General features: G+C 68.0%; 16 protein-coding genes. 8 read left to right on the plus strand and 8 right to left on the minus strand.

The features are described 5' to 3' along the window. The first annotated feature begins 75 nt into the window (after nucleotides 1–75). The 3 genes from ACZ50J_RS14525 to ACZ50J_RS14535 are packed head-to-tail and all read left to right on the plus strand — an operon-like array spanning nucleotide 76 to nucleotide 3,317. On the plus strand, nucleotides 76–1,632 hold the full coding sequence (locus ACZ50J_RS14525; RefSeq protein WP_464297864.1) for an NCS1 family nucleobase:cation symporter-1: 1,557 nt from the start codon (nucleotides 76–78) through the stop codon (nucleotides 1,630–1,632). A gap of 33 nt (nucleotides 1,633–1,665) precedes the next feature. Next, nucleotides 1,666–2,595 (plus strand): universal stress protein, encoded by a 930-nt coding sequence (locus tag ACZ50J_RS14530; protein WP_464297865.1) that lies wholly within the window; start codon nucleotides 1,666–1,668, stop codon nucleotides 2,593–2,595. Then, the gene (locus ACZ50J_RS14535; RefSeq protein WP_464297866.1) at nucleotides 2,592–3,317 is read left to right on the plus strand and encodes an aspartate/glutamate racemase family protein; all 726 of its coding nucleotides are present in this window, start codon (nucleotides 2,592–2,594) and stop codon (nucleotides 3,315–3,317) included. The genes ACZ50J_RS14530 and ACZ50J_RS14535 overlap by 4 nt, the downstream gene beginning before the upstream one ends. A gap of 134 nt (nucleotides 3,318–3,451) precedes the next feature. Here ACZ50J_RS14535 and ACZ50J_RS14540 read toward each other — a convergent pair whose 3' ends face one another. Genes ACZ50J_RS14540 through ACZ50J_RS14555 form a run of 4 tightly spaced genes read right to left on the minus strand, consistent with a single transcriptional unit; the run spans nucleotide 3,452 to nucleotide 7,104 of the window. Continuing rightward, nucleotides 3,452–4,045 (minus strand): response regulator, encoded by a 594-nt coding sequence (locus ACZ50J_RS14540; protein ID WP_464301354.1) that lies wholly within the window; start codon nucleotides 4,043–4,045, stop codon nucleotides 3,452–3,454. Between the two features lie 11 nt (nucleotides 4,046–4,056). Continuing rightward, nucleotides 4,057–5,316 (minus strand): sensor histidine kinase, encoded by a 1,260-nt coding sequence (locus tag ACZ50J_RS14545; protein ID WP_464297867.1) that lies wholly within the window; start codon nucleotides 5,314–5,316, stop codon nucleotides 4,057–4,059. 27 nt (nucleotides 5,317–5,343) lie between these two features. Further along, a complete protein-coding gene (locus tag ACZ50J_RS14550) occupies nucleotides 5,344–6,159 on the minus strand; it encodes an ABC transporter permease (RefSeq protein WP_464297868.1) in 816 nt (271 codons plus the stop codon). Between the two features lie 3 nt (nucleotides 6,160–6,162). Further along, entirely contained in the window at nucleotides 6,163–7,104 is a 942-nt protein-coding gene (locus ACZ50J_RS14555; RefSeq protein WP_464297869.1) for an ABC transporter ATP-binding protein, read from the minus strand. A gap of 106 nt (nucleotides 7,105–7,210) precedes the next feature. Between ACZ50J_RS14555 and ACZ50J_RS14560 the strand changes: the two genes are divergently transcribed. Together ACZ50J_RS14560 and ACZ50J_RS14565 are read left to right on the plus strand one after the other, a co-directional pair. Further along, on the plus strand, nucleotides 7,211–7,522 hold the full coding sequence (locus tag ACZ50J_RS14560) for a DUF6703 family protein (protein WP_464297870.1): 312 nt from the start codon (nucleotides 7,211–7,213) through the stop codon (nucleotides 7,520–7,522). Continuing rightward, a complete protein-coding gene (locus ACZ50J_RS14565) occupies nucleotides 7,522–7,932 on the plus strand; it encodes a Fur family transcriptional regulator (protein ID WP_464297871.1) in 411 nt (136 codons plus the stop codon). The genes ACZ50J_RS14560 and ACZ50J_RS14565 overlap by 1 nt, the downstream gene beginning before the upstream one ends. 72 nt (nucleotides 7,933–8,004) lie before the next feature. Here ACZ50J_RS14565 and ACZ50J_RS14570 read toward each other — a convergent pair whose 3' ends face one another. From ACZ50J_RS14570 to recO, 3 genes are all read right to left on the minus strand, one after another. Then, nucleotides 8,005–8,958, minus strand: a complete 954-nt coding sequence (locus tag ACZ50J_RS14570) for a hypothetical protein (protein WP_464297872.1) — start codon at nucleotides 8,956–8,958, stop codon at nucleotides 8,005–8,007. Nucleotides 8,959–9,085: 127 nt separating this feature from the next. Next, a complete protein-coding gene (locus ACZ50J_RS14575) occupies nucleotides 9,086–9,859 on the minus strand; it encodes an isoprenyl transferase (protein WP_464297873.1) in 774 nt (257 codons plus the stop codon). Further along, a complete protein-coding gene (gene recO / locus ACZ50J_RS14580) occupies nucleotides 9,856–10,674 on the minus strand; it encodes a DNA repair protein RecO (RefSeq protein WP_464297874.1) in 819 nt (272 codons plus the stop codon). The genes ACZ50J_RS14575 and recO overlap by 4 nt, the downstream gene beginning before the upstream one ends. A gap of 135 nt (nucleotides 10,675–10,809) precedes the next feature. Here recO and ACZ50J_RS14585 point away from each other — a divergent pair, with 135 nt between their 5' ends. Both ACZ50J_RS14585 and ACZ50J_RS14590 read left to right on the plus strand, forming a co-directional pair. Beyond that, the gene (locus ACZ50J_RS14585; RefSeq protein WP_464297875.1) at nucleotides 10,810–12,360 is read left to right on the plus strand and encodes a phytoene desaturase family protein; all 1,551 of its coding nucleotides are present in this window, start codon (nucleotides 10,810–10,812) and stop codon (nucleotides 12,358–12,360) included. Nucleotides 12,361–12,393: 33 nt separating this feature from the next. After that, entirely contained in the window at nucleotides 12,394–13,035 is a 642-nt protein-coding gene (locus ACZ50J_RS14590) for an alpha-ketoglutarate-dependent dioxygenase AlkB (RefSeq protein WP_464297876.1), read from the plus strand. Nucleotides 13,036–13,038: 3 nt separating this feature from the next. Here the strand turns inward: ACZ50J_RS14590 and ACZ50J_RS14595 are convergent, their stop codons facing one another. After that, nucleotides 13,039–13,596 carry a GNAT family N-acetyltransferase gene (locus tag ACZ50J_RS14595; protein ID WP_464297877.1) on the minus strand — a complete coding sequence of 186 codons (558 nt, stop codon included), beginning with the start codon at nucleotides 13,594–13,596 and terminating at the stop codon, nucleotides 13,039–13,041. Nucleotides 13,597–13,716: 120 nt separating this feature from the next. Between ACZ50J_RS14595 and ACZ50J_RS14600 the strand changes: the two genes are divergently transcribed. Beyond that, nucleotides 13,717–14,556, plus strand: coding sequence for a serine hydrolase (locus tag ACZ50J_RS14600; protein WP_464297878.1), 840 nt, complete (start codon nucleotides 13,717–13,719; stop codon nucleotides 14,554–14,556). Nucleotides 14,557–14,564: the final 8 nt, after the last annotated feature.

Raw genomic sequence — 14,564 nt, forward strand, 5'->3', positions numbered from 1 at the left:
GAGACGGTTCGACGCTCCTAGATTGCCTGGCAACCACGACAACCCATTGCCTGGCTCGCTTCACCCGGAGGCCCGATGTCGAACACTGAACGGATAGCTGCGCCGATCGAATTCGGCCAGGACGACGCAGTCGGCACGGACATCACCACGCCCGCCTGCGACACGCGGCTGTACAACTACGACATCGCACCCTCCAAGAAGGAGGGCCGCACCTGGAGCTCGTACAACATCTTCACGTTGTGGGCGAACGACGTGCACAGCCTCGGCAACTACACGTTCGCCATCGGCATGTTCGCGCTCGGCCTCGGCGCCTGGCAGATCCTGCTCGCAATGGGCTTCGGCTCGCTCTTCCTGCTCGTGCTGCTGACCATCTCCGGGTTCGTCGGGTACACCGTCGGCGTGCCGTTCCCGGTGATGAGCCGGATCAGTTTCGGCGTCCGCGGCGCACACATCCCGGCGCTGTTCCGCGGCGGTGTCGCCATCGCCTGGTTCGGGATCCAGACCTACCTGGCCTCCCTGGTCTGCAACATCCTGGTGCTGAAACTCTTCCCCGGTGCGCACGGACTCGCCGAGCACAAACTGCTCGGCCTCAGTCACCTCGGCTGGATCACCTTCGCCGCCCTGTGGGTGATCCAGGTGTTCATCGCCTGCTACGGCATCGAGATGGTGCGCAAGTTCGAGGCGTACTCCGGGCCGGTGATCCTGGTGACGTTCCTGTGTATGGCGATCGCTGTCGTCATACAGGCGAAGGGACACATCACCTGGGAGCCGGAGGCGTTCCGGGGTGGCAAGCCGTGGGCGTTGCACGGCTGGGACATGTGGCACGAGATCCTCGCCGGCGCCTCCGGCTGGGTCGCGATCTACGGCACGTTCGTGCTCAACTTCTGCGACTTCACCCGGGGCGCGACCTCGAAGCGATCCATCGTGCTGGGCAACATCGCCGGCATCCCGGTCAACACGATCTTCTTCGGTTGCATCGTGCTGCTGCTGGCGGGTGGTCGATTCACCGTCGACGGTCAGGTCATCGCCGGCCCGGAGGACGTGGTGCACACGTTCAGCACACCGTTCCTGGTGCTGGCCTGCCTCGCCCTGGTCGTGCTGACCGTCGGGGTGAACCTGATGGCCAACTTCGTCGCCCCGGCATACGCGCTGACCAACATCGCCCCCAACCGACTCGACTTCCGCAAGTCGGCGATCATCTCCGGCGTCATCGGTTTCGCGATCCTGCCGTGGAACCTCTACAACTCCCCCACGGTCATCACCTACTTCCTGGGTGGGCTCGGCGCCGTGCTGGGGCCGTTGTTCGGCATCGTGATGGCCGACTACTGGGCGCTGCGCAAGCAGCAGGTCAACGTCCCGGACCTCTACACGCTCGACCCCGAGGGCGACTACCACTACACGAACGGCATCAACCACCGCGCGGTGGCCGCCCTCGTCCCGTCGGCACTGATCTCGATCGCCTTCGCCTTCTCCGGGCAGATCGACGCGCTCCACCCGTTGAGCACGTTCGGACCGTTCTCCTGGTTCATCGCCGCCGGGATCGCCTTCGTCCTCTACCTCCTGGTGGCCGACCGATCGCGCACCTTCCGTCAGGTCGACGGCGACGCGATCGCCGTCCAGGCACACCACTGACCGTCCACCACCGACTCCCGAAGGAGAGCCGTCATGACCACGATCGTCGCCTACCAGCCCGGTGTGGCCGGACTCGAGGCGCTGCAGTTGGGCGCCTTCATCGCGCGCTCGACCCGCTCGAAGCTGCTCGTCACGATGGTGCTGGACAAGCCGTCGGCCCCGTCGGTCGCACGGGTCGATTTCCAGTACACGAGCCTGTTGCGACAGCGCCTGGTCAAGGAGCTCGAGGAGGCGGAGCGGGACACTCCGGCCGATGTCGAAGCGGAGTTCCGGATCCACGACGCCCGGTCGATCCCGAGCGGACTCGTCGACCTGGCCGAGCAGGAGGGCGCCGACCTCATCGTCGTCGGCAACTCCTCGCGCGGTGTCCTCGGCCGGGTCGGTCTCGGCAGTGTCACCAATCACCTCGTGCACTCCAGCCCCGTCCCGATCGCGTTGGCACCGCGTGGTTTTCGCGCCGACACGCACGATCGGGTGACACGCCTGAACGCGGCATACGGCGGTGTCGCGGGCAAGTCGGGGCTGGTCCTGGCCGCCGCCGGGCTCTGCACCGAGATGAACGCCCGCCTGCGACTGACCGCGTTCTCGGTGCGCTCACGCAGCGTGACCACCGATCTGATCGCGGAGGACGAACTGCGCGCGGCGGTGACCGCTGACGTCCGTGAGAGTGCCGCGAGCGCACTCTCCGATGTTCGCGCGCTCCCCCACACTCCGACCATCGAGCAGACCGCCGTCGGCTTCGGGGAGGACTGGGCCGATGCCATCGAGCACGTCACATGGGCGGACGGCGACGTCCTCGTCGTCGGTTCGAGCGACATGGGTCCGGGCCACCGGGTCTTCCTCGGCTCGACCGGGATGCGGATCGTGCACGAGTCACCGATCCCGGTCATCGTCGTGCCGGGCGGTGCCGTCCGGTCACTGGTCGAACTGGCCGAGGACGTGCAGCCGGGAGGCCGGCAATGAGGATTCTCGTGGTCAACGTCAACACCACCGAGACCATGACCAAGTCCATCGGTGAGGCCGCGCGCGCCGCAGCATCACCGGGCACCGAGATCGTCGCGCTCACACCGCATTTCGGAGCCGAGTCCTGCGAGGGCAACGTCGAGAGTTATCTCGCCGCGGTCGCCGTGATGGACCGCGTCCTCTCGTATGACGGAGAGTACGACGCCGTCATACAGGCCGGGTACGGCGAGCACGGACGCGAAGGGCTGCAGGAGCTGCTCGACGTCCCGGTGATCGACATCACCGAGGCGGCCGCGTCCACGGCGCAGTTCCTCGGGCATCGCTACAGCGTGGTGACCACTCTCGATCGCACCGTCCCGCTGATCGAGGACCGGTTGCTGCTGGCCGGGTTGGATCGGCGGCTGGCGTCCGTCCGCTCGTCGGGTATGGCGGTGCTGGACCTGGAGTCGGACCCCGACCGTGCCGTCGAGGCCATCGTGCGCGAGTGCGAGCTCGCGGTGGCCGAGGACCGGGCGGAGGTCATCTGCCTCGGCTGCGGAGGTATGGCGGACCTGGAGGCACAGGTCCGCGAACGCACCGGCGTGCCGGTCGTCGATGGGGTGACCGCCGCGGTGACCATCGCCGAGGGCCTGCATCGGCTCGGTCTGCGCACGTCCAAGGTGCGCACCTACGCACCGCCGCGGCCCAAGCAGATCACCGGCTGGCCGGTCACCCGCAGCTGAAACAGGCGACAGCCGCGACGACCCAGCCGAGCAACAACCCGACCGGCGCGGAGGCGACGACCGGCTCAGCCGAAGGGTACGGCGAACGTGTGAGCCTTACCCTTCGGCTGAGCCGCGAGGAGCCGGAGCAAGAGCTACAGCCAACCGTTGGTCTCGGCGATCTGCGCCGCCTCGGCGCGAGTGCGTGCACCGGTCTTGCCGATCACCGCGGACAGGTGGTTGCGGACAGTGCCCTCGGACAGGAAGAGTTCGCCCGCGATGTCAGCGACGGTGCCGCCGGCTCGCGCGGTCCGCAGCACGTCCGTCTCGCGGGCCGTGAGCGGCGACTCCCCCGCGATCAGGCTGTCGGTCGCGAGCGCCGGATCGACGACGCGCAGTCCCTGATGCACGCGGCGTACCGCATCGGCGAGCTCCCTCGCCGGCGTGTCCTTGACCACGAATCCCGCTGCGCCGGCTTGGAGTCCGCGCCGCAGGTAACCGGGGCGACCGAACGTCGTCACGATCAGCACGCGGGTCGACGGCACGGCCTTGCGGAGCTCGGCGGTCGCGGTGATGCCGTCCATGCCGGGCATTTCGACGTCCATCAGCACCACGTCCGGGGTGGTCTCACGGGCCGCCGCGACCACCTCGGTGCCATCACCGACCTCGCGCACGACCGTCAGGTCGTTCTCCAGCTCCAACAGTGCTGCGAGCGCACCACGCACCAGCGCCTGGTCGTCCGCGAGCATCACTGTGATCGTCACGCCATTGCCTCCCCCGACGGTCGACCGAGGGTATGCCGCACGGTGTCGGCCTCGACATCCGCCCCCGACTTCACCGACGAGCCGTCCGAACTCGCCGCAACCGTGACCGAGAAGCCGTGCGGTTCAACAGATCTGGTGATGAGCACGGCACCGGCGGCGAGCGCGCGCTCACGCAGTCCGGCCAGTCCGTTGCCGTCGGACCGGCGACCGGTTGCGCCCACCCCGTCGTCGGCGACCGTGATCGAGCTGGGTGTGACGGTGATCGTGCACGTCGACGCCTTGCTGTGTCGCAGCACATTGGTGACGCATTCGCGGACCGTCCAGGCGAAGGGTTCGACCAGATCGGCCGGGACCTGGTCGAGAGCTGTCGGAATCTGACCGGTGATGCCGGCCGCCGCGAGGGCCTCCTTGGCCCGGGCGAGCTCACCGGACAGCGAGATCTCCCGATACCCCTCGACCGCACGTCGTACATCGGCGAGGGCAGTACGCGACAACCGCTCGAGGTCGGCGACCTCCTGACGGGCCCGCTCGTCGGCACCCGCATCCATCAACCGGCCGGCCAACTCCGCCTTGACGGTGATGACGGTGAGCGAGTGTCCGAGGATGTCGTGCAGGTCGCGGGCCATCCGGTTGCGCTCCTGCTGCACCATCAGGTCGGCATTCACCCGTTTGGACTCGCGCAACTGATGCTGACGACGCCCGGCGACCATGCCGACCGTGACCGCGAGGGATCCGAAACCGAGCCCCACGAAGCTGCTCGGGTCCGCGTGCCAGTCGGGCAGGCTCCACAGCAGGGCGTAGAGGACACCGGCGCAGATCACGACGAGCCAGCCGACGACCAGCGGCAACGTCCACAAACTGGAGAGCGCGAAGAAGATCACCCCGGCGTAGCCGTCCTGGCCGACCGCGAAGACACAGATGAAGGCGAGCGCTCCGAGGAACAAGTAGCGCAGCACGTCACGCGGTCCCGGCGTCACACCGTGCGGGTAGGACAGCCGGAAGAAGATCGCCCGGCAGGCGTAGAAGTGCCACAGGTAGACGACGCAGAAGACGGGCACGGCGACGACCCCCAGCACGCCACGCACCGTGTCGATGTGCCGGACGGCGTCGACGAACGGCTGGACCATCCAGAACAGCCAGATGCCGGCCCAGAAGACCATGATCATCCGATTGCCCAGCGAGTCCTCGTGGTCGCGAGCGCGCACGGCCGACCCCGCCATACGTCGCGGGGTCGGCCGTGCGGTGTCGTTGTTCATCACTGCTCAGTCTGTCAGGAGTGCGGCTCAGACCCGGCTGGTGTCCTGCCGGAATCGCCATACGGCGCCGGCGAAGAAGAGTCCGATCCAGACGACCGCGCTGACCAGCCACATCGGGTCGAAGGACCCGCCCAGCAGCGGGTAACGCGCGATCTGGGACAGACCCCACAGCGGTGTGAACGACGCCAGCGTCTGCATGGTGTGGTTCATCAGCTCGAAGGGAAGGAACAGGCCGCCGGCGAAGGCCAGCAGCGAGATGCCGGGTCCGAGGACCTGCATGGCGTTCTCGGACGGCACGAGGTACCCGACGAACAGGCCGAGCGAGGACAGCAGGCTGCCGCACAGCCAGGACAGCACCAGGGAGGACACCCACGCACCGGCCGACAGCTTCGCACCTGTGGCGGAGCCGATCGCGAAGACGATGATCACCGGCAGGGCGGCCGCGACCATCGCGCACACCACCTTCACGGCGATGTATGCCGAGCCGGACAGCGGTGTCAGGCGCAGCTGCCGGCTCCACCCCTGTGCCCGCTCCACGGCGACGCTCGCGCCGATCGCGGCCGAGGCGGCGAGGGCGCCGTACAGGGCGAACGTGATCATCTCGTACGCCTTGATGTCGATCGGGTTGGCGCTGCTGAACTTCCCGCTCTGGGTCGCGCCGAAGGCGGCGTAGAACGCGACGGGCAGCACCACGGTGAAGATCATCGTGCGCTTGTTGCGCAGCACCCGCTTCAACTCGATGCGCAGCAACCGGGTGCTGAAGCCTCCTCGGGCGGGCACCCGACGCTCCAGGTCGATGCGCTCGGCGGTCGGGACCGCGTGCAGAGCTGTGTAGTCGGTCATCGGTCAGGCTCCTTCCTGGTCGTCGCCGGTGAGCGCGAGGAACGCGTCCTCGAGACCACGAGCGGTGATCTCGACATCACGGGCATTGGTGTTTGCGAAGAGGTAGCGGGCGACCGAGTCGCTGTCCTTGGAGTGCAGGGTGACCGTGTCACCTTGCAACTCAACGGAATCCACGCCGGGTATGCCGGCCAGTTCGCGATCGCTGAGGCCCGTCATCGTGGCGCGGACGGTGCGACCGGTGGCCATCGCCTTGATCTGCGCGCCGGTGCCGTCGGCGACGATCTGGCCCTTGCGGACCAGGACGATCCGATCGGCATACTGATCGGCCTCCTCCAGGTAGTGCGTCGCAAAGAGCACGGTGCGGCCGCGCTGGGCGTCCTGCCGGATCGCCGACCAGAACTCCCGGCGGCCGGTGACGTCCATGCCGGTGGTCGGCTCGTCGAGCACGACCAGCGCGGGGTCCGACACCAGGGCCATCGCGAAACGCAGCCGCTGCTGCTGGCCGCCGGAGCACTTCTGCACGCGGCGGTCGCCGATGTCGGCGATGCCGGCGCGTTCCAGGCACTCGTCGACCGATCGCGTCTGCACGAAAAGGCTGGCGGTCAGCTCGACGGTCTCGCGGATGGTGAGGTCCTTCAACAGTCCGCCGGTCTGCATGACGGCGGCGACCAGGCCGCGGCCGATCGCATCACGCGGCTGCATACCGAAGACCCGGGCGCTGCCGGCGCTCGGGTTCGACAGGCCGAGCATCATGTCGATGGTCGTGGTCTTGCCGGCGCCGTTCGGGCCGAGGAAGGCGACGATCTCGCCCTGCTCGACGGTCAGGTCGAGCCCGCGCACGGCGTGGACCGACCCGAAGCTCTTCTCCAGGCCGACGAGTTCGATCGCCGGCGCCCCCTGCGGATCCGGGCAACCCACGGCTCCCGGCTGTTGTGTCGTCATCATGTCGAGAACTCTGCCAGGGGCGGCGCCTGCCGCCCCGTGCCGCGGATCATGCCGTGCCCATGACATCGGTCATGGGGCATCGTTCGTGGCAGATATCCTGGAGTGGATGTCAGCCACTTCCCGACCGAGCGTCCGTACCTCTCCCCTGCGCGTCCGTATCGAGCACGCCAGCGATCCGCTGCTCCAGCGGCTCGCCGCTGCGCCGCGCGCCCTGCCTGCTGTCGTCGTCCTGCTCCTGCTGGTGGTCGGTGCGGTCTTCCGCGGTGTCGTCGGCACTGTGTGCTTCGGGATCTGCGCCCTCGTCGTCGCCTGGCTGCTCTATCTCGCGTGGCCGCGCATCCAGCCGATCGAGCGCATGATGCGCTGCTCGGTGTTGTTGCTCGCGGTCGCACTCGCCGTCGTCAGCACCGGGATGTGATGACGGTGGCAGGCAAGCAGCCGGCGCGCCGGACGACCCGTCAGCAGGTGGCGGTCGCGGAGCAGTTGCGTGACCAGGAGGACTTCGTCTCCGCCCAGGAGTTGCACTCCGCGCTCAAGGACTGCGGTGAATCCGTCGGTCTGGCAACGGTTTACCGGATCCTGCAGACCATGGCGGCCGACGGTGAACTCGACGTGCTGCGCGCGCCGGACGGTGAGTCGATCTACCGGCGGTGCAGCACCGGGCACCACCATCACCTCGTATGCCGCCGCTGCGGCCGTGCCGTCGAGGTCGAGGGACCGCAGGTCGAGCGCTGGGCCGCCTCGGTCAGCGCCGAGCACGGTTTCACCGAGGTCGAGCACACCGTGGAGATCTTCGGCGTCTGCGCGGACTGCGCCGCGAAGGCCTGAATCGAGCGCTTCTGCCGTTTTGCCGATGCCCAGCGGGAGGTATGGCTCCCGTTCGGCATGGGGAAGGAGTCGCTATCGCCGAGCCAGCTCGTCATACGTATGGCGGACCTGCTGCATGAAGCGGTCCGACGCAATCCGAAAGCCGATGACCGGAATGCGCAGGACACGTTCACCCGCGACGACCCGATCGTTCTGCCGGAGTGCGTCGTCGATCGGGTTCAACGCGCGGGCATGGTGTCCGCCGTCGATCTCGACCACGAGGCCAATCGCGTCCCAGGCGATATCGAGATAGACGCGACCGCCGGGCCCGGTTCGTAGCGCCTGATGCGACGGCGCAGGCATTCCGGCTCGGCGCGCCCATCGCGTGAAGTCCAGTTCCCCGAGCGAGTGCGCTCCGTCGGTGACATCGGTGATGATTGTGTCCAAGAACCGTCGTCTCGCAGAGCGCCCCACACCCCGCCATGCCATCTGAAGCCGAACCGTGCTGACCAGCCGTTGCTGGATCGGCAGGCAGATGAGCAGCGCAGCCTGCCGATCGCTGACGGCCCATTGGGCGGCATGGATCGTTGCGAGTTCCAAGGCGACCCGTGGAATGCCGGCACCTTTGCGCGGTGCGGGGCAATCCACGCGATGCAAGCGGACACCGTCGAGCCGATGGTGTCGATTGCGTGCTGGCATCGTCACGTCGATGACATCTGGGGTGAAGCCCGCGATGCCTCCTGCCAACAACGCACTCGCGCCGTCAAGCCGTGCTCCGGATCCGCTCTCCCACACCGCACGCCAGTGCAGTGCCGGCGTACTCAAGGCAGGGGTATCGATCGCGACCGTGTGAGTCCCTGCTCGAAACCACCGGCCGGCGGCAATCTCGTCACGGATGGCGTTCCGCCCGATCCCCAGGTCGGCCAACTCGGTGCGATGCACGACGCCGCCGTGCTCGGCGGCGAATTCCCTGGCCGCACCGCGTCGAGCGGCACCGCTCGCTCGAGGCCATCCGACGACTGCCTCCTGGACGGCACGATCTTTCATCCGCAGATGATGCCGGGGTCTCGGCACCTGCCGCAGAACCGCTGTGGATATCCCCGTTTCGTGGATCTTCCCCATGCCGAACGGGAGGTATGGCTCCCGTTCGGCATGGGGAAGGTTGGAGCCGCGGTCAGCTCTTGGCTGCGTCGATCGCGCCACCGAACCGCCGGTCACGCTCCGCATAGATCTGTATGGCGCGCCACAGGTCACGCCGGTCGAAATCCGGCCACAGGGTGTCGAGAAAGACCATCTCGGCATACGCCGACTGCCAGAGCATGAAGTTGCTGGTGCGCTGCTCGCCCGAGGAGCGCACGAACAGGTCGACGTCCGGCATGTCCGGCCACGTGAGGTTGCGCGCGATCGTCTTCTCGCTGATCGAGGACGGCTTGAGCTTGCCGGCCTTGACCTGCTCGGCGATGCGGCGGGTGGCGTCGGCGATCTCCGCGCGGCCGCCGTAGTTGACGCACATCTGCAGCGTCATCACGGTGTTGCCGGCGGTCATCTCCTCGGCGCGCTGCAACTCCTTGAGCACCGAACGCCACAGCCGCGGTCGCTGCCCGGACCAGCGGCACCGCACTCCCCACGAGTGCAGCAGGTCGACCCGGCGCCGGATGACGTCACGATTGAAGCCCATCAGGAAGCGCACCTCGTCGGGCGAACGCCGCCAGTTCTCGGTCGAGAACATGTATGCCGACAGGTTCTGCACGCCCGCATCGATGCAGCCGGCGATCACGTCGATCAGTTGTGCTTCGCCGGCCTCGTGGCCCTTGGTCCGCGGCAGGCCGCGCTGGTTGGCCCAGCGTCCGTTGCCGTCCATCACCATCGCGATGTGCTGCGGCACGAGGTCCGCGGGTATGACGGGCGGCGTCGCACCGCTCGGGTGCGGGAAGGGTCGTTCGGTCATCGGGAGGTTTCCAGGTTCGCGCGGCCGAAGGACGCGCCATCGGGTTCAGTTCGAGGGCGCGAGGATGAGGGACGAATCGTCGCGTCGGAGGTCCGGTCCACGAGACGCAACGATCTCACGCCTCGCTCCAGGTGCCACTGCACGTATGCCGCCACCAAGCCGCTCGCCTCGCGACGTGCACCCGGGCCGCTCGCGTCGGCCGTCTCCCAGTCACCGGTGAGCAGTGCCGCCAACAGCGCGAATGTCTCCGGGTGCGGTGCCGAACTGCCCGGCGTACGGCACGAGTAGCAGACAGCTCCACCCGAGGCCAGGTTGAACGCTCGGTGCGGACCGGCCGCCCCGCAACCCGCGCAGTCCACGAAGCTGGGCGCCCAGCCGGCGATCGCGACGGACCGCAGCAGGTAGGAGTCGAGCACCAGGGTGGGCTCGTGCTCCCGGTGCGCGAGCGACGCCAGGGCACCGGCGAGCAGGTTGAACTGCTGTGGCACGGCCTCACGTTCCTCGACGAGTCGCTCGGCGGTCTCCAGCATGGCGGTCGCCGCGGTGAAGGCGCCGTAGTCGTGGACCAGCCGTTCGCCATAGGGGGCGATGATCTCGGCCTGGGTGACGGTGTCGAGCGAACGTCCCTCGTAGCACTGCAGATCGACGATCATGCCCGGCTCGAGACGTGCCCCGAACTTCGACTTGGTGCGACGCACGCCCTTGGCGACGGCCCGGATCTCGCCGCGGCCGCGCGTCAGCATGGTGACGATGCGATCGGTCTCCCCCAGCTTGTGGGTGCGCAGCACGATGCCGACGTCGCGATAAGTGGCCATGACCTGCTCATTGTCCCCGATGCCCGGTAGGTCGTCGCACTGCCACGCGGCATTGCGGCGACAAAGTGACGACAGTAGCGATCTGCTCGCCCGATTTGCTCGGCGACGGATCGCCCTCGGTCCTACGCTGCCCCCATGCCACGTTCTCGGTATGACGTCATCGTCGTCGGCGGCGGTCACAACGGCCTGACCGCGGCGGCCTATCTGGCCAAGGCCGGCAAGTCCGTCCTGTTGTTGGAACGCCAGGCGGCGCTCGGTGGGGCATCGGTGTCGGCCGACGCGTTCCCCGGGATGGGCGCGCACCTGTCGCGCTACTCCTATCTGGTCAGCCTGCTTCCCCGGCAGATCATCGACGACCTGGGCCTGCGGATCACGTTGAAGCGCAGGCGTTTTGCGTCATACACGCCGGTGCCGGGCGGCGACCACGGATTGCTCGTCGACCATGGCGACGCGGCCGCGACGGCGGCATCGTTCGCGGCTGTCGGGGCGGGCGACGACGTCGTCGGTTGGGACGAGTTCTACGGCCGTGCCGGACGTATGGCGCAGGCGCTCTGGCCGACAGTCACCGAGCCACTGCAGCGGGCGACGGACATCGCCCGGACCATCGGCGACGACTCGCTGGTGCGGGATTTCCTGCAGCGACCGCTGGGCGAGGCGATCGAGTCGGCCGTGCGGGACGACCTGGTGCGTGGCGTGATCCTGACCGACGGCCTCATCTCCACGTTCGCCGGCGCACACGACACGGATCTGCAGCAGAACATCTGCTTCCTCTACCACGTGATCGGCGGCGGGACCGGCGACTGGGACGTGCCGGTCGGCGGCATGGGCGCGGTGTCCGGAGCGCTCGAGCAGGCGGCGCGGGACGCCGGCGCGGAGCTGCGCACCGGTTGCGAGGTGACCGGTGTGGAGGACGGCATCGTCCGCTGGCGGCACCGCGACGACGAGGAGGTCGCCGACGCCGGGCAGGTGCTCTGGGCGGCGGCGCCGGGAGTGCTCGACGGATTGCGCGGCCGGACGCCCGGGCCTGCCGAAGGTGCGCAGGTCAAGGTCAACCTGCTGCTGCGCCGTCTGCCGAAGCTGCGCGAGAGCGACGTCGATCCGGCAGCGGCATTCGGTGGGACGTTCCACATCAACGAGACCTACACCGGACTCGAAACCGCTTACCAACAGGCACTTTCCGGACAGGTACCATCACCGATGCCGGCCGAGATCTACTGCCACTCCCTCACCGATCCGAGCATCCTGTCCCCGCACCTGCAGGAGTCGGGCGCCCACACGTTGACCGTGTTCTCGCTGCAGACTCCCGACCGGCTGCTCACCGGTGGTGACACCGAACGCGACCGACTGCAACGCGTCGTGCTCGACTCGCTGTCCAGCGTGCTCGCCGAGCCCATCGAGGACGTCGTGCTGGCCGACACCGCCGGCAACCCGTGCATCGAGACCAAGACGACCCGCGACCTGCAGGACACGTTGCGTATGCCGGGCGGCAACATCTTCCACGGACCACTGTCCTGGCCCTGGGCGACCGACGACGAGCCCCTGGACACCCCTGCGCAGCGCTGGGGTGTGGCCACGGCGGACGACGGAATCCTGTTGGCCGGAGCGGGATCTCGCCGCGGCGGCGGGGTCAGCGCCCTCGGCGGGTACCACGCCGCGCGTGCCGCGTTGGAGTCCAACACAGACTAGACATATGTTCGAACGCGCGCCTATGCTGGATGCGTGAACTTGGCATTGCAGGGTTCGTTGTTGGACCAGGTCGACGAGGTCGGGCTGCGTCCGCTGACCGGCGCGATCCGGCGGATCGAGCTCAGCGACGGGGCGTGGCTCGACCTGCGACCCGGCTGGCTGACCGGCGCGGACGAGTTGTTCAGCCGACTGTCGCTGGGCGGCAGCGCGGGGGTCGACTGGCAGGGTGAACGACGGCAGATGTACGACCGGGAGGTCGCGACACCGCGGTTGCTGCGCTTCTACCACCAGCACGAGACGCTCCCCGATCCGGTTCTGACACAGGCACGTTCGGCATTGTCAGCGCACTACGCGAACGAGCTCGGCGAGCCGTTCACCACGGCCGGCATGTGCCTTTACCGCGACGGCCGCGACTCGGTGGCCTGGCACGGCGACCGGATCGGCCGGTCCAACACGCAGGACACGATGATCGCGATCGTCTCGATCGGCCAGCCGCGCACCTTCGCGATGCGCCCGGTCGGCGGTGGCGCGTCGATCCGGCACACCATCGGGCACGGCGACCTGATCGTGATGGGCGGTTCGGCGCAGCGGACCTGGGAGCACGCCATACCCAAGACCAGCAAGCCGGTCGGCCCGCGGATCAGCATCCAGTTCCGCCCGTACGACGTGCGATAGGCGTCAGAGGTCGGTCGGCAGCTTGCCGAAGATCACCAGGTCGACACGTCCACCGTGGGTGAAACCGGCCGAGCGCAGCACACCCTCTTCCCGATACCCCGCCGCGAGGGCGGCCCGTTGGGAGCCGACATTGCCTGTCGCAGAACGAATCTCGACCCGTTGCATGCCCTGCTCGCGCAGCGCCCAGTCACCCAGCAACTGCGCCGCTCGCCCCGCGAGCCCCTGGCCGCGGTGGCCCGGGGCGACCCAGTAGCCGATCTCCGTCGTCAGCCCGCGCCAGTCGGTCTTCTTCAGATCGATCATGCCGGCGAAGTCGCCGTCCCATTCGATGGCTCGCACGATGCCGAAACCGGTCCGCAGCGCCGCGGGCGCAGTGTCCGAGACGAAGCCGAGAGCGTGCGTCTCGTCATACGGTGTCGGCAGCGGAAGCCATTGCTGTGTCAAGGGATCCCGGCAGGCTCGGACGATGGCTGGCACGTCGTCCGTCGAAGGCGCACGCAACACCAGCACGTCGTCGTGCAGGGTCACGTCGTCGAAGGTTCTCGTCCCCGGTGCAGTCACCGCGCGAGTCTCGCACAGGGCAGGCCCCTTCGAGACGCTCACTCGTCCCTCGTGAGCTCCTCAGGGCGCACTAACGGCAAGAAGCGAGCGCCCTGCGCCGGAACGCTCTAGAGTCCGCGCATGAGCGACTCCACCATGACCCGACGGCTGCTCATCGCCGGTGGCCTGTCGACCGCGGGCACCGCACTCCTCGGCACCGCACCAGCCGAAGCCGCGAACATGACGGCGGCCCAGCTGACCGCGAAACTGAAGTCATACCAAGCGAGCCGGGGCGGCTCGTTCAGCGTCGCGCTCTACGACCGACGCAACCACCGGACGTTCACCTACCAGGGCAGCTGGCGCAACGAGACGCTCAGCACCATCAAGGTGCTGATCATGGCGACCGTCCTGCGTCGGTGCCAGGAGGGCAAGGTCAACCTGACCAAGACCCAGGTCGCGCAGGCCAAGGCAATGATCACCCGCAGCGACAACACGGCCACGAACGCACTGCTCACCTGGGCAGGTGTCTCGAACGTCCGCCGCGTCGCCGGCCTCTACGGGATGAAGAGCACCGTCATACAGGGCGGCACGACAGCGGGCGCGAGCAACTGGTGGGGCTACTCGACGACGACCGCACAGGACCAGATCGTGCTGATGACGGGGATCATCTGGGGCACGTCGGTGATCTCCGTCGCCAACCGCGACTACCTCAAACGACTCATGGCACAGGTGACCTCGTCGCAGCGTTGGGGCGTGTGCGCTCCCCCTCTGCCGACCAGCAACGCGTGGAACACCAAGAACGGCTGGGGGCCACGGACCGGCGGCTACCGGCTGAACTCGATCGGTCACATCTACGGCAACGGCCGCAACTACAACGCGGTGATCCTCAGCCGGGCACCGAAGGGCTTCTACTACGGCCGCGACACCGTCAACGGCGTGTCCAAGATCCTGTATGCCGCGATGGCTCAGCCCCTGAGCTGACCGACAGA

The sequence above is a fragment of the Flexivirga sp. G2 genome (genome assembly GCF_055397625.1).